We start from the raw sequence: 21827 nt of genomic DNA, 5'->3' as shown, positions 1-21827 counted from the left end.
GGTCGAACGGTCTGGTTAATACCGATCATCGCCGGTATTGTGATTAGGGTTTCCGTCATCAGGATCATTATTCTTCTCGTTTATCTCGATCGTCACCTCAAGCGCGATCGAGCTTCCGTCGCTTAGAGCGTATGTCGCGTAAACCTTTTGAATGCCGACGGCATTGGCGGTGACGAACCCGGATGAATCGACAGTCAAGAATGTTTTGCCGCTCTCTCTTCTCCAAGTCACGTCGCCGATGATTTGCGCGCTTAACGACTCCGGATAAGCCAGGAGGATCGATTTCAAGTCGAAACGATCTTGCGGGTTCAGATAAACCGTTCTTTTCGTTAAGAGCAGGTTGACGACATTGACCGTAATGGAGCGCGAGACGATCGCTTGGCCATCGGGAGTTTGCCGGTAGACGACGTTAACGTTCTCGACGCCTGAATTGTTCGCGGTAACGACTCCTTGGGCGGTCGCGTTAATTGCGTCGTTCGAGTCATCACTGCTCCAGCTTAGATTCTCGCCGTCGGACGAAACGCTAGCGGGAGAAACGGATATCAATTCGCTAAGGTCGAAAGTCGTTCCCCGTTTCACCGTATATTCGGCGGGAGCGGTCAATTCGACGACCAAGATTTTTACGGTGGCGGTTACGGGCGCCGAGCTTTCGGTGCGTTTATATTGCACGGTGACCGTCGCGGCACCCGTCGAGTCGCCCCTAACTACTCCCGTATTGGATTCGACCGTCGCAACGGAAGGGCTGCTACTCGACCAAGAAGTGTTGCTCCTTATAGAATCTTTCAAGTTCGCCGGATCGACGCTCAAGTCGGAAACCCATAGGTTGCGGCTTTGCCCTTTGCCGATATGGATCTCGGCAGGGAGATCCAATGCGATGGGTTGAAGAACCTCGACGACATGGCTTTGCGTTAATACACGATCCTTAGTCGTAATCGCCGTTACGACTACGGTGACCTTGCCGGCTTCGAGTCCGGTTAACATTCTATGGGTAGCGTTAGCGCCTTCGGAAAGCTGTGCTCGTTCCGAATCAACCGAACTCAATTCCCAAGTATAAGACCGAACCTTCTCGGATGGCGGAAGGGTTGGATCGACTTGGAGCACGATTTGCTTGCCGACGTCCACGGTCTTGGGCCCTTCGATGTCAAGGCCTGTTTCGCTGACCTTAATCGTAGCGGTCGCGGAAATCAAGCTGCCGTCATCTCGTAAGCTTCCGTCCTTGACGACGGCGGTCACTCTCGCTGTACCGGAGCTTATGCCGCGAATGAAGCCGTTCGCGTCTACGCTAACGACGGAAGGGTTATCCGAAGTCCACGTATAGGTTTTATTGGATACATCGAGCGGCGAGGTGACAGGGATAAGCTTGGATTGATCGTTCTTGGCGATTTCCACATCATCGATTCTTAAATCCTTGTGCAACGTCACCGCCTCGAAAGCTAACGAAGCAAAGGCGAGGTTTTTCGCTACGGGGACGCTGCTGCCGACCGTAAAGTCCGTAAAGCTTAGACTCGAATTAGCCAATACGTAGTTGCTGTTGTCTCTCGGAGTAACGACTACTTGGAAGGTCACGGGAGCGGCGATGAAGAGATTGCCCGATCTCCGGTATTGAATGTTGGAAATTTTGCCGGTTAAAGTATAGCCGGTTGCCAGGCTGCCGGTTAATGCCTTGTTCACGATTGGTGCCGTGACTCCGGACGGATTCACTTCGAGCTTCGGCGGGAAGATTTCTTTGAAACTTAAGTTTTTAACCTCAAGATCACTCGCATCAATACCGGGCTGATACGGGATGGGCTTCGGTGTAATCGTATAAGTCAAAGAGACCGGCTTATCCTTTTCGATCTTATTATTTTTCACATTGTCGGAGAGGGTGCGGCTTACTTCTAAGTTGGCGGTTACTTTGGCGACCTTGACGGTGACCGCCTTGCTATCGATCGCGCCGCTTTTATCCCGCGCATTCACCGTAATGATCAAGTCGCCGCCGTTAGGAAGCGGATTGGGTAGCGATCGGGTAACGACCTCGCCGGTAGTCCTTTCCGCCGTCTCAACGACCTGGCTCGTCACCCACTCCGTCGCTCCAGCAGCTTTGTATTTGAACGTAACGGAACTGAACAACGTGCGGTCGACGAGGTCGAAATCCGATGCTTTGTAGCTGACCAGTATATCGTTATAAGAAGGAATTACATTGCCGCTTGCCGAATAGTCGGCGGGCGAATCGACGGTGACCGTCGGAGCGTGATTGGATCCGATGAACGCCCGGTACATCGTGTTGACGAACAGCTTTTGCTCCCAATCCGGGAAGTTGGAGTTCGTATGTCCCGTACCGGAGTAAGTCACGTTTCCGTAGGAGTACGTATAGTAATGATTCCAGCTGTCGTCGTTGTCTCTCGTGCCTCCCGTTATGTTGTACCACGGAATCAAGTCTTCATCTTCGAGCTTAAGGCGGAAGTATTGGTCATGGGTGGTGTTGACCTTAGTTTCTATATCGCTGATATTGAACGGGAACCGCGTCAGCAGTCCTTCGTTGACCTTCTTGGTCGTCGTCGAGGTTTGCGGGGCATTGAGGCCCATGTTCGTTTTGTTCTCGCTTTGGCCTGTCGATTGCTGGAAATAGGTGATCCAGTTTTGGTTTCCTTGGAAGATCGTATCGTGGGTAAACATGACGCTTTGGCCCGTCTTGATGAAGTTGGTAACGGCAACCGAGGCTTCTTGGGAGATGGGAGCCGACTGATTGTACGTATCGGTGAAGCCGAAGATCAGCATGTCGTACTTCCCGTTTAGATTATGATAGCCGCCGTTATTGAAAGCGCCGATGTCCGTGACCGAAATTGCGATGGCGTAATCATCGGATACGAGATAGCTGGATCTCATGTTATTCGTGCGGAGAAGGCTGCTGGAATCTCCGTTGTCCGGCAGAACTTGCAGTACCTTGATCGGCGTAATTTCGTCGCGGAAACGAAGCACCCCGGTCTGGATATCTTTCAAGCCCGTCGAGTGGTCGACGATCTCGAGCTTCCAGTAATGAACGCCGGAGTAGCCCTTGGGCAATCGGAAAGTCAATTCGTTCGCCGTTGCGGAAGTTACCGGTTGAGTGGCGACCAATTGATCCGCTCCGAACTTAAGCACGTAGTCGATGCCTAAGTACAGATTGGCAACCAAGCGCCCTTGGGCGATATTAGGCGCATTGTTCAAGTCGAAGCGGTAAGTCAATATATCTCCTGATCTGTATATCGTAGTTTGATTGGAAGTGTAATCAACGGGCTTGGAAGTGATGGCCAAGCGAGGCTTGAGCGCGCCGTTAGCGAGGAGGTTCGTCTTAGCGAGAAATTTCGCTTTGGTGGAAATATCGTCGCTTCCGACGAAGAATACATTTTCTTTATCTGATATCGGAACCAAGGAAGCGTCGACAGTCGGCGTTCCGTTGTTATTCCTGGAATACTTCAACAACGAGGATTTAAGAATACCCGCGGTTTTCTGGTAAAGCGCGCCGTCGTTACGGCTGCTGTTGGTATCCTTCTGACTGTACGCGATAACCGGCAAGCCTCTGTCTATGTAGAAATCGATTAGCTGGTTCATCTTCAATAGGGTGATATCGTTCTCGATGCCAGTCGTATTGTGCTCGTTGGTCGTCGCTTGCGTGGAGTTATAGCTCCCTTTGCCAATGTAGATCGCATCGTATTTGCCGTCCAGCTCGTCTCTATAGGCTACGAATTGTTTCATTTTGATCGTGGTGAGGGCATAAGTAGGGTTCGTCGACGAGCTTAGAATACGAGAGAGATCGGAAGCTCCGCTATCCGTGATTTCCAATATCCGGATTTCGGAAACCGTACCGTTCGCCGCAACGTGACCGAGCTCGATTCCGGCAAACATCCAGATGGAAGCGATCATGGAAGCGATTAAAGAGAAACTTAAATAATTTCGTAGATTCCTTAGCATAGTAACCCTCCTATTGAAAATAAAATTAGTCAAATAGTCCCGAATGCGAAAGGATATTATAAAGACGAATAATGAACAAAAACTGAACATCGAATAAATGCGAAAAAAATCTTAAAAACCGTAAAAAACCTTGTGATATCAGGCTTTATTTGTCTTATTCTAAGTGATAATATCGTAATAAACAATAACAATAGTAAAATTGTCCAAATCTCTTCTAGCACTTTCTATCCATATCGTGCTATAAATAGAGTACAAAAAATAGGCACAACGAACCAATGTTCGATTGAACGGAAAATAGGCATAAAGTCTCACGGAGGTGAGTGGGTGGCAATCGTAAAAAAACGGCTTGGAGATTTGCTCGTAGATAGCGGAATCATTTCCGACGACGAGCTAAAACAAGCCTTAAACGAGCAACGCCAATCGAAGCAGAAGCTCGGCGATCTATTAATCTCCCAAGGATACATAACAGAGCAACAGCTTATCGAAGTGCTGGAATTTCAATTGGGCATACCCCACGTCAGTCTTTTCAAATATCAGATAGACCCGACCATTGCCCATATCATTCCGGAAAGTCTAGCCAAGCGGTATTTGGCTATCCCGATCAAGAAGGACGGCGGGAAGCTGCTAGTGGCAATGGCCGATCCGTTGGACTACTTCGCGATCGAAGAGCTGCGAATGACGACGGGATTCCGAATCGAGCCGGCCATCTCCAGCAAAGAGGAGCTTCAACGGGCGATCGCCCGCCACTATGGCTTGCAGGACTCCATGAGCCAGATGCTCGTCGATCTTCCGACTTCGGAGGAAATCCGCGAAACGGAAATCATGAACGAAGACGCGCCGATCGTTCGGTTAGTCAACCAGATGATTCAGCAAGCGGCGCAATTGAAGGTGTCCGATATTCACGTGGATCCGGGCGAGGGAGGCGTGGCCATCCGATATAGGGTAGATGGAGTGCTTCGCACGGAACGGACGATTCCGAAAGCGATGCAAGGATTTATGACCGCCAGGCTTAAGATCATGGCCAGGTTAAACATCGCGGAAAGGCGATTGCCCCAAGACGGTCGGATGACCATGCAATTCGATACGAAGACGGTAGATATTCGCGTGTCATCGTTGCCGACGATCCATGGGGAGAAAATGGTCCTCAGGCTACTGGATCTGAGCTCGGGAGTCAAGTCGATAGAGACTCTCGGATTCAACGCCCGCAATGATAAGTCTTTCCGGGAGATGATCGAGCGACCGTACGGCATTTTGTTAATTACGGGGCCGACGGGAAGCGGAAAAACGACAACTTTGTATTCGGCGCTCTCGCATCTGAACCAAGACGACGTGAACATTATCACGGTGGAAGACCCCGTAGAGTACCAACTAGACGGTATTAATCAAGTTCACGTCAATCCCGCTATCGGGCTTTCGTTCGCTTCCGGCTTGCGGTCAATCCTGCGTCAGGATCCGAACATCGTCATGGTTGGAGAAATCCGGGATTCCGAAACGGCCGAAATCGCCATTCGGGCATCGCTAACGGGGCACTTGGTTCTCACGACGCTGCATACGAACGATTCGGTTAGTTCGATTACGAGGCTTCGCGATATGGGAATCGAATCGTACTTGCTTGCTTCCTCTATATTGGGAATCGTTGCGCAACGGCTTGTCAGACGAATATGTCCCGATTGCAAGACGACCTATAAACCTTCGGATCAGGAGCGGTTCATGCTGGAAGGCAGAGGGATTAAGACGGATGCGCTGCATCGAGGAATCGGGTGCGGCAGTTGCAACCGGACGGGTTATCGGGGGCGAGTCGCGATACACGAGGTATTGGTCGTTAACGACAACCTGCGCAAGCTGATCAGCTTGAACGCAACCGTCGAAGAAATGCGACAATCCGCATTGGAGCAAGGAATGATCCAACTCATGGACGACGGACTGACGAAAGTGTCGCAAGGAATAACGACCATGCAGGAAGTGCTGCGCGAAACGATTGCGTACTAGGTTTGGAGGGATGGTATTGACGAACGGATTGAATAAAATGACGGAGTTATTGCTAGAGGCTCACGAACGGAAGGCTTCCGACCTTCATATTACGGTCGGTTCGCCTCCGATGCTTCGCGTGAATGGGACCTTGCAGCCGTTCGGAGAGGAACGGGTAACCGCCGAAATGGCGGAACGAATGGCTCTTGAGCTCATCAACGACGAACAAGCCGAGCGGTTTCGCATAGCGGGAGAGTTGGATTTCTCGTACGAGCTAGAGGGGATATCGCGTTATAGGATCAATGCTTATAGACAACGGGGCAAGGCGAGCATCGCGGCTAGGACAATACCGACGTCGATCCCGACATTGGATCAGCTTCAGCTGCCGGCAATATTGAATTCGCTTGCGCTGAAGCCGCAAGGACTCGTGCTCGTGACGGGGCCGACGGGAAGCGGTAAATCTTCGACTCTAGCGGCAATGATCCAACACATTAACCAGGTAGAGAAGAAGCATATCGTTACGCTGGAGGATCCGATCGAATATATTCACTCGCACGGATCGTCGATTATCGACCAACGCGAGGTCGGAAGCGACACGAGAAGCTTCTCGAACGGACTGCGAGCGGCGCTTAGGCAAGATCCCGATGTCATCTTGGTCGGCGAGATGAGAGATTTGGAGACGATTTCGGCCGCGGTGACCGCCGCGGAAACAGGGCACCTCGTCTTCGCGACCTTACATACGACAGATGCGCCGCAGACCGTCGACCGGATTATCGACGCTTTTCCCGGACATCAGCAGGGGCAGATCAGAACGCAATTGGCCGCCGTGCTGGTAGCGGTCATTTCCCAGAGGCTGTTCCCCCGCTCGCAAGGCAAAGGGCGGGCCTGCGCGACCGAAATTTTGATTAACACTCCGGCGGTAGCGAATTTAATTCGGACGGAGAAGGTTCATCAAATCAAGAGCATGATGCAGACAGGCCGACAGCAAGGGATGCATACGCTCGAGATGGCCATCAAGGAATTGCTCCAGCTCGGGGCAATTGATCCAGCTGCTGCCAAAGCGTATTTGGCGGAAGTAGGTAGCTGATGCCGGAGTTCAACTATCACGTCAAGAGCGTCAACGGCAAGCAACTGAAGGGTAAGCTGACGGCGATGAGCAAATCGTCGGCAATGGATGAACTCCGCAAGAGAGGACTTGTCGTCCTATCGTTGGACGAGCATCGCACGACGATTCTGGCGCTGGAAATCTATATCGGCAATCCCGTCAAGAACGAGCATTTCATCATTTATTGCAGGCAATTTGCCACGCTGATCCGAGCCGGCGTGACGATAGTGGACGCGACGGATATTTTGTCGGAGCAGACGGAGAGCAAGGCGCTTAAGAAGGCGCTTCAAGACGTATATTCGGGATTGCTTCGCGGGGTGGCATTCTCCCAAACGGTTCAAGAGCATAAGAAAATCTTTCCTCCCATGTTCACGAACATGATTCGCGCGGGGGAGGAGACGGGCGATCTCGAAGGCACGTTGGACAGACTGGCTTTGTTCTTCGAGAAGCAGCATGCGACTAGGGAGAAGATCAAGTCCGCGTTAACATATCCCGCCGTCGTAGGCATTCTGGCCATTACGGCAGTGATCTATCTGTTAAAGTCCGTCGTACCCCAGTTCGTGCAGATGTTCGAATCCATGAACGCCGAGCTTCCGTTCATTACGAAAATGGTACTCGCGATGAGCAACAGCGTTCAGAACCAATGGTACTTGTGGCTGTTGATCGTCGCTGCGATTATCGCCGCCTACCAGGTTACGAAACGCACGGAACGCGGCTCTTGGTGGATCGATTACGGCAAGCTTAAGGTCCCGATCTTCGGCAAGCTGAAGCAGAAGGGTGCCATTGCCCAAATGACGAGAACGTTATCGTCCTTGTACGCAAGCTCCGTCCCCGTGCTTCAATCGTTAACGATCGTCGAGGAGCTTGTGGGCAATAAAGTGATAGGCGGATTTATTAGAAGCTCCGCGGATTCCCTTCGACAAGGAAATCCTTTGTCGGAGCCGCTCAAGAAAGCCTGGGTGTTCCCGCCGCTCGTCACGCAAATGATCGCGATCGGGGAAGAGACGGGATCGCTCGATCAAATGTTGGAGAAGGTTGCCGATTTCTACGAGATGGACGTCGACAACACGGTCGACCGGTTAAAGTCGATGCTGGAGCCGCTGCTTATCGTATTCCTGGCCGGCGTCGTCGGAGTCATCGTAGCCGCTATCATGCTGCCGATGTTCACCTTGTATGGAAATATGGGTTAATGCAAGACAACTATATAAAAAGTGGAGGAATTAAAAATGAAAACGGCAATTTTAAGAAGATTAGGCAAGGAAGAGAAAGGTTTTACGTTGATAGAGTTGCTGGCGGTTATCGTTATTCTCGGCATTATCGCGGCGATTGCCGTTCCTTTGATTGGTAATATTATCAATAAGTCTAAAGAAGATTCCGATATTTCAATGGCTCGGCAGATTTACGATGCATCTCGAATTTATGTTACGTCAGAGTTGAACGGGGATTTTAAAAATGGCGATTCTACTTCAAATTTATCAATACCTATCATTACTACTTTGCAAACGAAAGGTTACTTAGATACAAATGTAATTTTACCTAGCTCTAAGGATCCTATCGTCTCAGGTAATGTGGTTTTCAGGAAATCGGACGGAGCACTTTTATATGTTTCTTATGTAACTGGAACTGCTGCTCCATCATACTTTTACGGATCGGAAGTATTGGCTGGAAAAGGTAAAGCGGTCGCGGGTGAGCCGACTTCACCGAACAGACCATCGGGGTCATAAGGTCCTAATTCAGACTTATGCCAAACAACAAGGAACCGGCCCCACCGGTTCCTATTTCATTCCAACTCATCCCGAAAGCGGCTAAAATCCATGACAGCAATAATAGCAACATATTTTTTCCTGATGGGAATGGCTTTCGGATCGTTCTTTAACGTCGTGGCGATCCGGATTCCCTCGGGGTTATCCGTAGTCCGGCCGCCCTCGCAGTGTCCGGAATGCGGCATGCGATTGAAGTCGAGAGATTTGATCCCGGTATTCAGCTATCTATTCACTCTAGGCAAGTGCAGAGGCTGCCATTCGCGGGTTTCTCCGGTATATCCGTTGGGCGAGTCCGTAACGGGAATCTTATTCGCATGGGCATATTTAAACTTCGGACTGACTTGGGAGTTGCACATCGCGCTTACGCTAATCAGTCTCTGCGTAATCGTAACGATAACGGACCTAAGATACCGGATTATTCCGAATAGGATTCTCCTCTTTTTCGTGCCGATCGTAGTCGTACTTCAATCGATAATTTCTCCGACAACCTTGGGTTACCATGCTCTTGGCGCGATCTCCGGAGGTGGCATCCTCTTATTGATCGCTTTGATTTCTAAAGGCGGAATGGGAATGGGGGACGTCAAACTTCTGGCGCTGCTCGGGTTCATTGTCGGTTTTCCTAACGTGATTCTAGTACTGATCGTCGGTTGTTTTATCGGTACATTAATCGGCGGGGCATTGATTGTCACGGGCGTAACAAAGAGAAATCAACCGATACCTTTCGGTCCCTTTCTCGCTCTGGGAGCGCTTATCGCGTATGGTTACGGATCGGATATCATCCAGCAATATTTATCAATTTTCGCGGCCGGGATGTGAGAAGATGTTCAGTTCAAGCGCTAGAGTAATAGGAATGACTTTGGATCAGACCGGTGCGCGTTACGCGATGATGATGAAAAGAAATCCGGGAGAGATCGAACGCTCGGGTTACTTGCCTCTTCCTCAGGGAACGTTCAACGAGGATCAGATCACGAATCCCCAGCAATTGGGCGATCTCCTGTCGGAGTGGGTCAAATCCGAAAAGTTGAAGGGATCATCGGTACATATCTCCATCCCGAGCTCGCACATCATCATTCGTCGCTTAACCATTCCTAGCGTTAGCGATAAAGAAGTCGCCCAATTGCTTGCTTTAGAGATTGAGACGACGCTTCATCTTCCGTTCGAAGATCCGGTATACGATTACGTCACGATAGAGAAGGACGAATCGAGCACGCATACGCTCGTATTCGCCGCCTCCAAGAAGTTAATTCAAAGCTACGTGGATTTGATGGGGATCTGTGGACTGAAGGTAAAAGGAGTTGAAATATCTGCTACCGCTTTGGCGCGGGCGATTGCGTCCGCTCGGGAAGAGACCCTGAAAGAAACGATGCTCATTCATTTGAATTCCGCTAACTTGGAAATCAACATGTTCCATGACGGTTATCCCGTTTTCGTTCGTTCGATCCACTTATTCGAGGAGACCGTCGCGGAGGAGGGCGTCATAAGCCCAGGCCAACTGTCCGAGATCATGTCCGAGATTTCCAGAATGTTGAACTTCTATCAATTCAGCATTCATGACGGGAATTCCAAAATCAAACAAGCCATCATCGTCGGTTCGGAAGCAGGCAGCTCCCAGCTTCTTGCCGAGCTCGCGCAGACTCAGTCGGAGATCAGCGCAGGCATCGCGGAATTCGAAGACGTTAACGCGAATAAATCCGCTCTCGGATCGGATATCGGTCGAGTGGCCATGGGGCTCGCATTGCAAAGAGGGTCTCGACAACGAATCAATTTAATGCCGGGGACGGACAAGGACGCGAAATCTTTGCCCGTAATTCTATCCGTATTGGCGATCGCGTGGGTTATCGGTCTAGCGGCCGCAGGTTATACGTATATGGATAACAAGTCGGTGTTATCGAATAAAGAGGATCAAATTAAGAGATTGGACGAGAGACTTCTTCTGCTGGAGAACGGCCTCATGGCGATCAACCAGCAGGATGGACAAGCGGCGCGGACGAATCCGCTAGAGGTTATCGAGAAAGTTAGGGAACATAGAAGGGACGCAATCGCGGCGATGAAGGAATTGAACGATATTATTCCCGCAGGCGGACAACTCGTTTCTATTCAATATAACGGCGCGGAGCAAATTACGCTTACGGTCGTGCTGCCCGATATCGAGTCCGCTTCCCGGTACTTGTTCGATTTGCGAAGAACGACATTTGCCGATAACGCGCAATTGCAAAATTTATCCGAAGAAACGCCGGCCGTTCTGCGAAGCCCCGAATCCGAAGAAGAATTGCCCGAAGGTGCTCCGGGAGTTACCGTATCCGCGGGTATAAGTAAACAAGTGGCTTCGTATTCCGTTCAATTCAAGAAAGCGGAGGTGGGGAACGATGGAATCGCTCCATAAAAGCCGTCCTCTTATCTTGCTCGTCATGGCGATGTGTTTTCTCCTGTTATTGCTTTTTTACGTGTATGCGATACGTCCTTCGGACCGAAAAATAGCCGAGAAAAACGATGAATTGGCACGGTTGGATAAACAAGTGGAATTGGTTCTGCAAAAAACCGAAGAGAAGAACGAGACCAAATCCGAATACTCTCAGGAAAGCGTCCAGGCGGCATTGCCGCTCTCCGATAACACGGAGCAGATGCTGCTGGATTTGAATTCTCTCGGAAAGAGCAATGGGGTTAGCCTGGAAAACGTCACGGTTTCGATGCAGGAAGGGAACGGGTTGCAAGCAATGACAGGCGATACGGAAAGTCCGTTTCCTGCCGTTAACGAGCTGAAGATATCCGTCGCGCTACAGGGCACATACCCATCGATCGTCAATTGGATCGCGCAGTTGCAACGACTTCCCCGCCTTCTCGTCATCGATTCCTTCGACCTTAACAAGCCCAAGACGGAAGAAGCTTTGCCTAAACCGATTAGCGTTAATCTGATGTTCACGGCGTATTACGACTCGTCTTATCGGGATATGGTCGATCGCGAAATTCTACCATTCGACGAATAACATAAATCATATAATGGAGAGGAACCTAAGTCCCGATTCGGGAAGGGAGCCTCTCTTTTCTTTTGCGGGAGATTTGGGTAGAGTTGCATTTTATGATAAAATGATACAAAATGTATTGGAGTGGATTAAACCGGAAGGGGCAACTTGATGAGGAAGTCAAACGTTCCAATGATCGCCAAACCAATTATCGACCCTTTGTTTTACGTACTGACAGGGACGTCCGTCCTATGCGCCGTGCTCATCGTCGTAAGAGCGTCTCAAACGGAGTATGATCAATATCGGTTTCTCCTGTGGAATCTCTTTCTAGCGTGGCTGCCGCTTGTCGTCTCCATGTTCTCTCTCGTGCTGACCCGAATCGCGAAAGGGGCGTTTCTTGCAGTAGGACTGCTCGGCTGCGGGGTCGCTTGGCTTCTCTTATATCCGAATGCCCCGTATTTAACGACCGATTTCATTCACCTTATTTTCAGTCCGAGCTATGGCTCTTCTTATGAGCAGAGCTTGCTATTGTGGTTCGATTTGGTGCTGTTTTTCTTGTTTTCCTGGTGCGGGCTGTTGCTCGGCTATCTCTCTATGAGGCATTTCCATTCCATAGTGGCCCATTATATCGCCTCGTGGGTCGGATGGGGATTCATCTTGGTCGTCTCTTTCCTTGGCGGTTTTGGAGTATATCTTGGAAGGGTCGGCAGATTTAATAGTTGGGACGTGTTAAGCCCTTTTAGTCTGATCGAAGGGGTTATCGAAGGAATTAACGCCCGCTCGGCTATCTTTACCGCGTTATTCGGCACTTTAATCCTAATCGTGTATATCTCTCTCTTTATCTTGGGGAGGAATCAAGTGCATCTAACCGACGACGCGAAAATAGGAGCAAGCGACTTAGGTCGGAGTAGAACCATGTAACCTTCTGTATTTCTCGGGAGTCATCCCTTCGTTCTGGCGGAAGGTCGCGACGAAGTGGCTGGCGTCCCGAAAGCCTACGGCTTCTCCGATCCGGCGAACGGTCCAATCCGGGCGGGAAGGTAGCCATTCCTTGGCTTTGCGGAGCCTTAGCTGAATCAAGTAAGCGTAGGCCGATTGGCCGAATAGCTCCTTGAACCGCTCGTTCATCTGACGTTCGCCAATATTCAATTGCTCGGCCATCAATGCCAATCCCAGATCGGGGTTGGCATATTCTATTTCCAGCCAATCGAGCAAATGCTGTACTCTCTCCAACCGTCGCGACAAGGAGGGCAGGCGATTGGTTGTTCCGTTCGTCTTGAGCAGGGTCAGGAAACGATACAATTCCGCGGAGCTCTTCCATCCGGATACATCCGTTCCGGACTCGGCGAGTCGAAGAATGCGATCGAATTGTTCCGTTATTTCGTCGTCGTTCCGGTCCCAGGCGATCTTATCCGGATAGGCGCCATACAGGTCGATTGCAAGATTGGACGCCATCGTTCCGGTGAAGGTGACGTAAGCGGTTTGCCAAACCGGGCTCTTGGCCTGATAGGAATGCGGAACTCGAGGAAGGACAAGAATGCCGGTTCTCTCGGGGAGTTTGATTGCCGTGCCTTGTATAACGATTTCTCCTTCCCCTTCGATGGTCTGAAGCCAATGAAAGCAAGGGTAGCCTTCGGGCCGCCCTATATATTCTTGATCCGGATTCATTCCGATCGTTTCCGTCTGCAAAGGCAATGATTCGGTCGGTATGGGAGAAACGATGCGATGAAAGCTCATATGAACTGTGTACCTCCGGATTGTTATATCTAATTACGCTTTTATTATATAGGATATAGGATTAATTAAACATATAATGAGAGAGAAATCGACATTTTATCCTATTACATCTAACGAGGTGCCTCGATGATTCATTCAAGCAAACCTAAGATATGGTACGGCGGAGACTATAATCCGGATCAGTGGGAGAAGCCGGTGTGGGATGAAGATTTGCGGATGTTTAAACTAGCGGGGATCGACGTCGCGACTCTTAACGTCTTCGCATGGGCGAAAAACCAGCCTGACGAGGAAACGTACGATTTCGGATGGTTGGACGAGATGATGGACAAGCTCCATGCGGACGGCGTCGGCGTATGCTTGGCCACCAGCACGGCTGCTCATCCGGCGTGGATGGCTCGCAAATATCCGGACGTCCTCAGAGTAGGATTCGATGGCCGCAAGCGGAAATTCGGAGGCCGGCATAATTCCTGCCAGAATAGCCCGACTTACCGCAAGTACTCCGCCAAGATGGCGGAACGTCTCGCGGAACGCTATAAGGACCATCCCGCATTGCTGGTTTGGCATATTTCCAATGAATATAGCGGCTACTGCTACTGCGACAATTGCGCATCCGCTTTCCGGGAATGGCTCCAAGAACGCTACGGATCGCTCGAAACCGTGAATCGCGTATGGAATACGGGATTCTGGGGCCACACGTTCTACGATTGGGAAGAGATCGTTCCGCCGAGCTCGCTAAGCGAGGAATGGAAGGGGCTTAACGGGAACACCGCTTCGAACTTCCAAGGTCTGTCCTTGGATTATGCCCGCTTTCAGTCCGATAGCTTGCTGGATTGCTATAAGCTTGAGTATGAAGCCATTAAGAAGCATACGCCGGATATTCAAGTTACGACGAATCTAATGGGCGCGTTCAAGGAATTGGATTATCACAAGTGGGCCAAACATCTCGACGTCGTTTCATGGGACAACTATCCGTCGCTGGATACTCCGTTCAGTTATACGGCAATGATGCACGACCTCATGCGCGGTTTGAAGGGCGATCAGCCGTTTATGCTGATGGAGCAAACGCCAAGTCAGCAAAACTGGCAGCCGTACAATTCGTTGAAACGTCCCGGAGTCATGAGGCTTTGGAGCTATCAAGCCGTGGCTCGCGGGGCGGATACGGTGTTGTTCTTCCAATTGAGGCGATCGGTCGGCGCGTGCGAGAAATACCATGGGGCGGTTATCGAGCATGTTGGGCACGAGAATACCCGGGTATTCCGCGAATGCGCGGAGCTGGGCTCGGAGCTGCACAAGCTAGGGGATACCTTGATCGACGCCCGCGTGAAGTCGAAAGTCGCTATTCTATTCGACTGGGAAAACTGGTGGGCGGTTGAATTGTCCAGCGGTCCAAGCGTCGCTTTGAAATACGTAGACGAGCTGCATAAATATTACGATGCCTTCTATCGCGCGAATATCGCGGTAGACGTCGTGGGGATCGATGCCGACCTCGGCAAGTACGACCTTGTTCTGGCACCAGTGATGTATATGGTTAAACCGGGCTTGGCCGATAAGCTGGAAGAATACGTCCGTAATGGCGGGTCCTTTATTACGACTTTCTTCAGCGGAATCGTCAACGAGAACGACATCGTTACCCTTGGAGGATATCCTGGAGAGCTTCGCAAGCTATTGGGCATCTGGTCGGAAGAGATCGATGCGCTGTTGCCGACACAGAGCAACCGGATCGTCGTGAAGTCCGGATCGGAAGGACTCAAGCCTGCTTACGACTGCGGAATTTTGTGCGATCTCATCCACTGCGAAAGCGCCGAAGCCGTTGCGGAATACGGAGAGGATTTCTACGCCGGCATGCCTGCGCTTACGGTCAACAAGTTCGGCGCGGGAGAAGCTTGGTACGTTGCGACTAGCCCGGAGCCGGCTTTCCTGCAGGACTGGTTAACGAAGCTATGCGCGGATCTGAATATTAAGCCTTTGGTCGCATTTGCTCCTGAGGGCGTAGAAACTTCCCTGCGGGAGAAGGACGGGAACCGTTATTTGTTCGTCATGAACCATAACGCGGAACCATCGAAGGTCTCGCTAGGGGAAAAGAGCGGAATTGATCTGCTGACAGATAGGAAATTAAGCGGCAACTCCGAATTAGCAGGTCGGGATGTATGGATCGTTAAATTAGACGACTAAAAAATAGATGGAGACTCCCCGAAGCCGGAATTGCACGGTATCGGGGAGTCTTCTTTGCTTTCCAATTTATTCCTCGTCCCGATTAAGGCTTCTGGAACCATGTTTCGAGTCGCCTCGTATGAGATAATAAGCAGTAGAGAGGAGTGTAGTCTGATGAGTTTCTTCAAGAAAATTTCGGATACGGTTAGCAAAGGGGTTACGACGGCGACCGAGAAAGCGCAACAGACCGTGGAAGTGACGAGGTTAAACGCGCAAATATCGGGTAAACGCAAAGAAATAGATAAATTGTTCGCGACAATCGGCGAATCCGTATATGAAGGTTACCTGGCTCATGATCTGTCTTTAGCCCAATCGAAGGTTATGCCTATCTGCGAAGAGATTACGGCAATCCGTAACGAAATCGAGTCGCTTGACGATCGGATTAAAGCGATCCGCAACGAGAAGGATTGCGTTTGCGGTAAGAGATTAGCGGAAGATACCCGTTTCTGTTCATCCTGCGGCCACAAATTCCCGGAGCCCGAACCGATTCCGTTCGAGAAATCGGCCATTCAGGTCGATCCTATCGTTCCGGATGAATCCGTTGCGGGAGATACGACCGAAGGAATCGTCACGGAAGATAACGAGCCGGAGACATCCAGAAGCTACGCCGACGAACGCCAAATATGTCAGAGCTGCGGTACTCCTTTGTACGCGGATAGTCATTATTGCCCGGCATGCGGGCAGCCGACCCGTAAATCTTAGGGGCAAGAACGTTATTGCTCGACCACCCAATCGCACAATGAATTCACTGGATCGATTTTCATAAAGAAACCCGAGCGATATCGTCGTCGCTTGGGTTTCTTTGCATTTCATAAACTATTTTGTTATATAACATGACACGTGTTTGGGCTGAATTATATAATATATGAGGTTGCGATATTGAAATTTCACTATTACTAGTATTATTACCTAAAGACAATCGCCCGATTGTGTAATAAAATATAACATAAAGAGCGAAAGAGGTTTTATATCCACTTAAACGTCATTATAGTTAACGTATCTATTGTTATCTAAATATCTTGATCAGGACCCACATGAAGGAGGTACCCTCAATGGCCATGTTGCCGCGCAATGAAACGTTCCCCGGAAGCCAATCGGAGGAAGCCGCATTTACAGTCAAGGACCTACTTGCCATCCCGTTGCTGAAGAAAGCACGGTTGCTGGCTGGCGCGAAAGGAATTCAGCGGGACATCACCCGGGTCAACATCATGGAAGCGCCCGATCTTAACTCCTGGGTTAGGCCGGGAGAATTCCTCATGACTACGGGATACCCGTTCAAGGACAACCCTGAACTTTTGCGGCAACTGGTACCCGAGCTGGTGAAGCGCGGAGTGTCCGGACTTGGGATTAAAACGATAAGCTATTTCGAAAAGGTACCTCCGGAAGTTGTAGCCGAAGCGGAGAAGCAAGGATTACCGCTGCTCGAATTGTCGGGCGATACCTTATTTTCCGATGTGGTCAGTATCGTTATGGAAAGGGTGCTGGCTCAAGAAACCTCGCAGCTATCCGATTTGCAAAATCGCATTCAGAGCATGTCCCGTCTGCTTCTAGACGGAAGCGGCCTTTATGCTTTTTTGGATGCTATGGAGGATATGCTGGACAATCCGGTATCCGTCGTACGCGAGAACGACAAGCCGTGGCTATCGAAGGGCCTGAGAAGCGCGGAGCCAACCGAAGTATGGCCGCTGTTGCAGTCCCTCACGTACCGGCAGGTGGGAAAAGGGTCGAACAACGGTTTTATGCTGCTGCAGAACGTTTATCGGACTTATGTGAGCCATATCCCGACGAAGAGAATGAAGCACGCATGTTTGGTGTTGGTAGAACGTAATCGAGATATCCAACCGATCGACGTGCTCAGCGTAGAACGCTTGTCCTCGCTTGCCGGTCTGGAGCTGGCGAACGTGGAAGCGGTGCGAGAAGTCGAAGGGAAATATCTGGATCAATTCCTTCAAGATTGGTTATCCGGCAAAATCGTGTCGGAGGCGGATTGGAAGTTAAGGGCTGACGTATGCGGATGCTCGATTCCCGAAGGAACGCCGATGTGCGCGATTCTGGTCGGTGGACGTTCGGCAGAACCGCCTGAGAAGCTTAGGGAAATCGCAAGGAGACTTCGATCCGAGAGGCTGCGGTCCGTGGACGGCTTGCTCGCGGCTCCGATCGGAGACGATTTGGCGCTTGTTCTTCCATTTGGTCAGATTCCTCTTGCGGGAACGGACAGGGATGAGGCGGTCGCGCAATTGATCGACAGATTGCTCGCCGAACTTCGGGGGTTGCTTGGAGATCGGGAATTGAAATTATTCGCGGGCAGAGTGATCGAGCGTTCCGACGGCCTGCAAGGTAGCTGGGCGCAAGCCAAGCGCGCGCGTCAGGTTGCCGATGTGTGCGGGCTTCCGGGCGAGATCGTTTCCTACGACCGGCTTGGAGTGTATTCGTTGCTTTATTTGATTCCGTCCGGGGAGGAGCGCGAGCAGTTTCTTGCCCGGTACTCCGCGCCGCTGCAATTAGCGGACCGTAAAGGAGGGGGGCGTTTAGTGGAGACGTTGGAGATGTTCTTCCGTTGCAACGGCAACATTAAGTTAACTTCGGAGAGATTATACGCTCATTACAACACGATCGTTTATCGTTTGGAGAAGGTACAATCTATACTTGGCGTTTCCCTCGATGATCCGGAAGATCGCCTGCAGCTTCATCTCGCGTTGAAGCTGGGCCAGATCACCCCTGGAACATCAGGGTGAGCCCTTATAGCGGCGACACACAGCCCCGTCCATTGGACGGGGCTGCTTTTTACCGTTCAGAAATCAAGCACTAACGATTAGTAGCCTGCGCGTAGGATGATGACCAGAAGAATGAAGAGAACCAAAGCGAAAGCTGCCGCACCCATGCCTCCACCGTGTGTAGGTCCGCATCCACAACCTGCTGCTGCTGCGTTCGCAACCGGATAACCCATTTAGAAAACCTCCCGTTTTGTGTTTGTGATGGCGAATCACAATGTCAGCATATGGCGGGGGGCATAGGTACTCCTGTACGTTTGTACCGGGTAGACGGATATTCCGTATTTTTCAGCTAATGACCCGGTTATTGAACTGCCGGATATGCTTGATTCTGGATTCCGCCCGAAGCGGCCCGCCGCAACCTACGCGAAGGATGGATGAAGCGGATACGCCCACCGCTCTGACGAACCCGATATTTATGTTGGGCAAGGGAGCGCAGCTTTGGAAATTAACCGGAACGCAGGGCTGCAACGTTTTCTTCGGGAGATAATACAACTCGTAGGAAGCGAAATGAAATTCATCTTCCTCATAGTTGGCTATAGCTCTCTGAATGGCAAGAGCTTTAGAACGTTGGGACGTTTCGCTCACATCTCCCAATTGAACAATGCCGGAAGAACTGACGGTATTGACGAAAAGTCTTAGCAACGTTGTATTTCTGCATTGAATGCTCATGTAGGGGACTGTTCTTCCGATTCTTCTTCTTCAAGTAAGGGAAGAGGGGCCAAATTACCGACGATAACGGACTCCGGCGGCGTGTCGAAATAAGAATACAGCGTCAGCGATTCGGTATCTCCGATCAATAGAGATGATGAACTGGATACGCCAAGAATGCAGATAGAGCCTACGCTTACGGGGCCGTTGGTTACATTCAGGTTGATAGGCGTTGTCATGGAGCGGTATCGCTTCCTTTCATAGCTTGTCGTTGATTGCTCAGATAGGCAGAGAAAGCGCCTCGAATGTCGCGACGCGTTTTCTCGATTATCGCATTCTTCCACTTATCGCGTTCTTCCTCTGTACCTTGAGCGGGATAATCGGACGATCTGGCGTAATAATGAACTCTCTCGTTCAATTGCTTCGCTACGTCGTCTACGACTCTGCGACGGTGTTCTTCGTCTAGCGAAACTCCGAATTGTCTTTCCATTTCTAATAAAACAGCGTTGGAATTCGTCTTCATATAGTCCGACATTTCAGCTTGCAGGTTGCGAATAGGCACCGCGGCTTCATCCGGCGGATCGGAATTGATTTTCCAGCATGAGGGGTCCGGGGTTTCCAAGGATTCGATTCCCGAGATGCCCTGAGGAGATATTCCGACGTTTAGCGTTCCTTCCAGGCGATTGACCTTTAATTGGTCGAAGTGGTATTCGATATGAAGCGGAGGTTTGCTTTTGATGTCGTCCAGTTGCTTCTGCACGTCGGCAAGCTGCGCCGACATTTGTTGGAGCCTCAATTCGGACTCATAGAGCCTTTGAATCCAAGCCTGCCAATCAGGAGCGTTAGGCGACGGACTAGGATTCTGGTAATTAGCGTTCCATATATAAGGTTGTTGCATCGGAATTCCTTCTCTCACGTAGGATTCGGCAACGGAACGAGAGACAATTGAGAGGTATCTTCCCCCGATTCGTTAAGCTGGGGAGCCGAATCGGTAAATCCCCCCGAATTGTAAAGCTGAGATAAGCCTTGAATATTGCCGGCGCTGCCGATTTGCAAGACGGACGAATTGGTTACTGCATCTACCCGGAGCTGACCGATCGTAATCGTTTGGTGGATATTCCAATTCATCAGATAACCCCCGAGTTGCCTATGGTATTGTCCGAGGAATCTTGAACGTCCGGATCGTTCGTATTCGTCGCGCTGATGGCATTGTTGCTTCTAGACAAATCGCCTGTCAGGAAAGAACCGGAACCGGCGTAGGTCTTGGTGGTGCTAGATGGAGAAACTTGAATCGCATCCCCGAACTGAACGATGCCGGCACTGCCTACGCTTAGGATTTTGACATTGCCAACAATACAAGGCATGGGCACAACGACTCCTTCGCATCGAGGTCATGGAACAGTGTATGAAGGCGAATGCCCAGAGGTTCATTTCTACGGCAATCCGATGCAATCGGCGCACAGGAAAAGAGTTGCAGACATAGTCTAAAGAAAGAATCTGGGCGGCGATGAGCTCGTCGCCATTTTTAACGTAGGGGGATAAGTCGTGAGCTCTTTCTTTGACAGCGGGCCGCTGCCGGATTGGAAAGATATCCAGAAGTGGCTCGGTAAAGATATACCATGGAAATTAGTGGATAATTGGGATCAAGGCAGCGACTCGAACTGGTTGAACCATTACGTTAAAAACATTCTCGAGCACTCCAAACCCGATGCCCGAGCCCATACGCAAGGTATCCAAACGGAAACGAAGCACGATGCCAAGTTCGTCCATGTGTCCATCAAGCTTTCACCCGAGATAGAGATGAGCAAGTTGCAGCTGTTCGCGACCTCCGATCGCCTCCGTTTGCTCGGTCTTCCCGCGGACAAGAAGCGTTCCGTCCGTCTGCCATGCTTGGTCTACGCCCGTACCGGCCAGGCCGTGATGAAGAAAGACAGGCTGCTTGTCGTTCGCTTTAAGCGCAGACCACCGGAAAAGTCGGAATACGAATTGTTTATCCGGTCGTAAATCGGTATAATGCTAGAGAAAGCAACAAGCCGGTTTACGTAAAGGCACGCAAGGCTAGGAGCAACCGCTTTAGGGGGTCATTTTTTTGGATTTGGTCGATATCAAGGATGTATCCGCAGGGCTGTTCGTAACGGGAGTAATTTTCATTATGATGATAGGTTCGTTCCTGAGCCTGGGAGTATTGCGGTTTTTCCAATTAAAGAAACGCCAAGGCGGTATGTACATGGGATTGTCCGCGCTTTCGTTCGTCGGGATGATTCTGGTGGTCAACACTTGGTTCTCTTAAGCACAGGCCGCGCGGCAGATGAAATGCAGATAAAATGGCTATCCGAGTCGATCGGCAACGATCGTTCGGATAGCCATTTTTATGCCGAATAACGAAGACTGCCCCGAGCGCGTCGGGTTCGCGCGGCCGGGGCAGCTGATTGGGAGGCAAATGATTACCGTTTTTTTCTTAAGGCTGAAGTTTGCGCACCGCGATTGTTTCCCTCGAAATCGCCGCAATAGACGTCTTCTACCGAAACCGTCGTCGTGTGGCAGTAGACCGGGACGCAGTGGTGTCTTCTAACGACTTTGACCTGATGAATGACGTTCACCTGTTGGGGGTGGTAATAATCTTCGAATACCGTTTGCGGCGGATCGAAAACCGCTTTATCATTGCATTTCGGACAATTTGACAATGCCTATCAGCTCCTTTCCTGGATATGCTACAGTATACGAGGAGAAT

General features: G+C 50.5%; 22 protein-coding genes. 13 read left to right on the top strand and 9 right to left on the bottom strand.

The annotated features are described in order from the left end of the window. Positions 1 to 15 precede the first annotated feature (15 nt). Positions 16 to 3930 carry an Ig-like domain-containing protein gene (locus DFP95_RS11390; protein ID WP_181907361.1) on the bottom strand — a complete coding sequence of 1305 codons (3915 nt, stop codon included), beginning with the start codon at positions 3928 to 3930 and terminating at the stop codon, positions 16 to 18. Between the two features lie 324 nt (positions 3931 to 4254). On the opposite strand from DFP95_RS11390, the gene DFP95_RS11385 reads away from it, so the two are divergent. The 8 genes from DFP95_RS11385 to DFP95_RS11350 all read left to right on the top strand — a co-directional run bounded on the left by DFP95_RS11385 (position 4255) and on the right by DFP95_RS11350 (position 12647). Further along, positions 4255 to 5919 (top strand): GspE/PulE family protein, encoded by a 1665-nt coding sequence (locus DFP95_RS11385; protein WP_115992741.1) that lies wholly within the window; start codon positions 4255 to 4257, stop codon positions 5917 to 5919. 37 nt (positions 5920 to 5956) lie between these two features. Further along, positions 5957 to 6985 carry a type IV pilus twitching motility protein PilT gene (locus DFP95_RS11380; RefSeq protein WP_425453276.1) on the top strand — a complete coding sequence of 343 codons (1029 nt, stop codon included), beginning with the start codon at positions 5957 to 5959 and terminating at the stop codon, positions 6983 to 6985. Then, on the top strand, positions 6985 to 8193 hold the full coding sequence (locus DFP95_RS11375; RefSeq protein ID WP_115992739.1) for a type II secretion system F family protein: 1209 nt from the start codon (positions 6985 to 6987) through the stop codon (positions 8191 to 8193). Before DFP95_RS11380 ends, DFP95_RS11375 begins: the two co-directional genes overlap by 1 nt. Positions 8194 to 8229: 36 nt before the next feature. After that, complete coding sequence (locus tag DFP95_RS11370; RefSeq protein ID WP_115992738.1) at positions 8230 to 8727, top strand: type II secretion system protein; 498 nt, start codon at positions 8230 to 8232, stop codon at positions 8725 to 8727. Positions 8728 to 8817: 90 nt separating this feature from the next. Further along, entirely contained in the window at positions 8818 to 9582 is a 765-nt protein-coding gene (locus DFP95_RS11365; protein WP_115992737.1) for a prepilin peptidase, read from the top strand. Positions 9583 to 9586: 4 nt separating this feature from the next. Continuing rightward, positions 9587 to 11149, top strand: a complete 1563-nt coding sequence (gene pilM / locus DFP95_RS11360; protein WP_181907360.1) for a pilus assembly protein PilM — start codon at positions 9587 to 9589, stop codon at positions 11147 to 11149. Then, positions 11133 to 11750 (top strand): type 4a pilus biogenesis protein PilO, encoded by a 618-nt coding sequence (gene pilO / locus DFP95_RS11355; RefSeq protein WP_115992735.1) that lies wholly within the window; start codon positions 11133 to 11135, stop codon positions 11748 to 11750. The genes pilM and pilO overlap by 17 nt, the downstream gene beginning before the upstream one ends. A gap of 147 nt (positions 11751 to 11897) precedes the next feature. Next, positions 11898 to 12647 carry a DUF1361 domain-containing protein gene (locus tag DFP95_RS11350; RefSeq protein WP_115992734.1) on the top strand — a complete coding sequence of 250 codons (750 nt, stop codon included), beginning with the start codon at positions 11898 to 11900 and terminating at the stop codon, positions 12645 to 12647. Here DFP95_RS11350 and DFP95_RS11345 read toward each other — a convergent pair. After that, complete coding sequence (locus DFP95_RS11345) at positions 12624 to 13463, bottom strand: AraC family transcriptional regulator (protein ID WP_115992733.1); 840 nt, start codon at positions 13461 to 13463, stop codon at positions 12624 to 12626. The two genes, DFP95_RS11350 and DFP95_RS11345, sit on opposite strands and share 24 nt — an antisense overlap. 126 nt (positions 13464 to 13589) lie before the next feature. Here DFP95_RS11345 and DFP95_RS11340 point away from each other — a divergent pair, with 126 nt between their 5' ends. The 3 genes from DFP95_RS11340 to DFP95_RS11330 all read left to right on the top strand — a co-directional run bounded on the left by DFP95_RS11340 (position 13590) and on the right by DFP95_RS11330 (position 18409). Continuing rightward, on the top strand, positions 13590 to 15635 hold the full coding sequence (locus tag DFP95_RS11340; protein ID WP_115992732.1) for a beta-galactosidase: 2046 nt from the start codon (positions 13590 to 13592) through the stop codon (positions 15633 to 15635). Between the two features lie 153 nt (positions 15636 to 15788). Next, positions 15789 to 16376, top strand: a complete 588-nt coding sequence (locus tag DFP95_RS11335; protein ID WP_181907359.1) for a zinc-ribbon domain-containing protein — start codon at positions 15789 to 15791, stop codon at positions 16374 to 16376. A gap of 350 nt (positions 16377 to 16726) precedes the next feature. Then, on the top strand, positions 16727 to 18409 hold the full coding sequence (locus DFP95_RS11330) for a PucR family transcriptional regulator (RefSeq protein WP_181907358.1): 1683 nt from the start codon (positions 16727 to 16729) through the stop codon (positions 18407 to 18409). A gap of 77 nt (positions 18410 to 18486) precedes the next feature. On the opposite strand, the gene DFP95_RS29320 is transcribed toward DFP95_RS11330, so the two are convergent. The 6 genes from DFP95_RS29320 to DFP95_RS11300 form a co-directional block, all read right to left on the bottom strand. Next, positions 18487 to 18621, bottom strand: coding sequence for an MYXO-CTERM sorting domain-containing protein (locus DFP95_RS29320; RefSeq protein ID WP_115992729.1), 135 nt, complete (start codon positions 18619 to 18621; stop codon positions 18487 to 18489). A 112-nt stretch (positions 18622 to 18733) separates the two neighbouring features. After that, positions 18734 to 19117, bottom strand: a complete 384-nt coding sequence (locus DFP95_RS11320) for a spore germination protein GerPE (protein ID WP_115992728.1) — start codon at positions 19115 to 19117, stop codon at positions 18734 to 18736. Further along, entirely contained in the window at positions 19114 to 19335 is a 222-nt protein-coding gene (locus tag DFP95_RS11315; RefSeq protein WP_115992727.1) for a spore gernimation protein GerPD, read from the bottom strand. The genes DFP95_RS11320 and DFP95_RS11315 overlap by 4 nt, the downstream gene beginning before the upstream one ends. Next, entirely contained in the window at positions 19332 to 19994 is a 663-nt protein-coding gene (gene gerPC, locus DFP95_RS11310) for a spore germination protein GerPC (RefSeq protein WP_115992726.1), read from the bottom strand. The genes DFP95_RS11315 and gerPC overlap by 4 nt, the downstream gene beginning before the upstream one ends. A gap of 14 nt (positions 19995 to 20008) precedes the next feature. Next, on the bottom strand, positions 20009 to 20224 hold the full coding sequence (locus DFP95_RS11305) for a spore germination protein GerPB (RefSeq protein ID WP_115992725.1): 216 nt from the start codon (positions 20222 to 20224) through the stop codon (positions 20009 to 20011). Next, complete coding sequence (locus DFP95_RS11300; RefSeq protein ID WP_115992724.1) at positions 20224 to 20460, bottom strand: spore germination protein; 237 nt, start codon at positions 20458 to 20460, stop codon at positions 20224 to 20226. Before DFP95_RS11300 ends, DFP95_RS11305 begins: the two co-directional genes overlap by 1 nt. A gap of 181 nt (positions 20461 to 20641) precedes the next feature. Between DFP95_RS11300 and DFP95_RS11295 the strand changes: the two genes are divergently transcribed. Both DFP95_RS11295 and DFP95_RS11290 read left to right on the top strand, forming a co-directional pair. Next, on the top strand, positions 20642 to 21100 hold the full coding sequence (locus DFP95_RS11295; protein ID WP_115992723.1) for a hypothetical protein: 459 nt from the start codon (positions 20642 to 20644) through the stop codon (positions 21098 to 21100). An 85-nt stretch (positions 21101 to 21185) separates the two neighbouring features. Further along, complete coding sequence (locus tag DFP95_RS11290; RefSeq protein WP_115992722.1) at positions 21186 to 21386, top strand: hypothetical protein; 201 nt, start codon at positions 21186 to 21188, stop codon at positions 21384 to 21386. A 154-nt stretch (positions 21387 to 21540) separates the two neighbouring features. On the opposite strand, the gene DFP95_RS11285 is transcribed toward DFP95_RS11290, so the two are convergent. Further along, the gene (locus DFP95_RS11285; RefSeq protein WP_115992721.1) at positions 21541 to 21780 is read right to left on the bottom strand and encodes a hypothetical protein; all 240 of its coding nucleotides are present in this window, start codon (positions 21778 to 21780) and stop codon (positions 21541 to 21543) included. Positions 21781 to 21827 lie beyond the last annotated feature (47 nt).

The sequence above is a fragment of the Cohnella lupini genome, from assembly GCF_003386205.1.
Classification (GTDB): Bacteria; Bacillota; Bacilli; order Paenibacillales; family Paenibacillaceae; genus Cohnella; species Cohnella lupini.
Note: the sequence above shows the minus strand (reverse complement) of the source record. Positions and strands in the feature narration are given on the sequence as shown.

Coding starts and splice junctions, on each gene's coding strand:
- DFP95_RS11305 (WP_115992725.1), bottom strand. CDS start 20,224: ATGAATTGGAATATCCACCAAACGATTACGATCGGTCAGCTCCGGGTA.
- pilM (WP_181907360.1), top strand. CDS start 9,587: ATGTTCAGTTCAAGCGCTAGAGTAATAGGAATGACTTTGGATCAGACC.
- DFP95_RS29320 (WP_115992729.1), bottom strand. CDS start 18,621: ATGGGTTATCCGGTTGCGAACGCAGCAGCAGCAGGTTGTGGATGCGGA.
- DFP95_RS11345 (WP_115992733.1), bottom strand. CDS start 13,463: ATGAGCTTTCATCGCATCGTTTCTCCCATACCGACCGAATCATTGCCT.
- DFP95_RS11315 (WP_115992727.1), bottom strand. CDS start 19,335: ATGACAACGCCTATCAACCTGAATGTAACCAACGGCCCCGTAAGCGTA.
- DFP95_RS11350 (WP_115992734.1), top strand. CDS start 11,898: ATGAGGAAGTCAAACGTTCCAATGATCGCCAAACCAATTATCGACCCT.
- DFP95_RS11320 (WP_115992728.1), bottom strand. CDS start 19,117: ATGAGCATTCAATGCAGAAATACAACGTTGCTAAGACTTTTCGTCAAT.
- gerPC (WP_115992726.1), bottom strand. CDS start 19,994: ATGCAACAACCTTATATATGGAACGCTAATTACCAGAATCCTAGTCCG.
- DFP95_RS11340 (WP_115992732.1), top strand. CDS start 13,590: ATGATTCATTCAAGCAAACCTAAGATATGGTACGGCGGAGACTATAAT.
- DFP95_RS11370 (WP_115992738.1), top strand. CDS start 8,230: ATGAAAACGGCAATTTTAAGAAGATTAGGCAAGGAAGAGAAAGGTTTT.
- DFP95_RS11380 (WP_425453276.1), top strand. CDS start 5,957: ATGACGGAGTTATTGCTAGAGGCTCACGAACGGAAGGCTTCCGACCTT.
- DFP95_RS11330 (WP_181907358.1), top strand. CDS start 16,727: ATGGCCATGTTGCCGCGCAATGAAACGTTCCCCGGAAGCCAATCGGAG.
- pilO (WP_115992735.1), top strand. CDS start 11,133: ATGGAATCGCTCCATAAAAGCCGTCCTCTTATCTTGCTCGTCATGGCG.
- DFP95_RS11300 (WP_115992724.1), bottom strand. CDS start 20,460: ATGCCTTGTATTGTTGGCAATGTCAAAATCCTAAGCGTAGGCAGTGCC.
- DFP95_RS11335 (WP_181907359.1), top strand. CDS start 15,789: ATGAGTTTCTTCAAGAAAATTTCGGATACGGTTAGCAAAGGGGTTACG.
- DFP95_RS11375 (WP_115992739.1), top strand. CDS start 6,985: ATGCCGGAGTTCAACTATCACGTCAAGAGCGTCAACGGCAAGCAACTG.
- DFP95_RS11390 (WP_181907361.1), bottom strand. CDS start 3,930: ATGCTAAGGAATCTACGAAATTATTTAAGTTTCTCTTTAATCGCTTCC.
- DFP95_RS11365 (WP_115992737.1), top strand. CDS start 8,818: ATGACAGCAATAATAGCAACATATTTTTTCCTGATGGGAATGGCTTTC.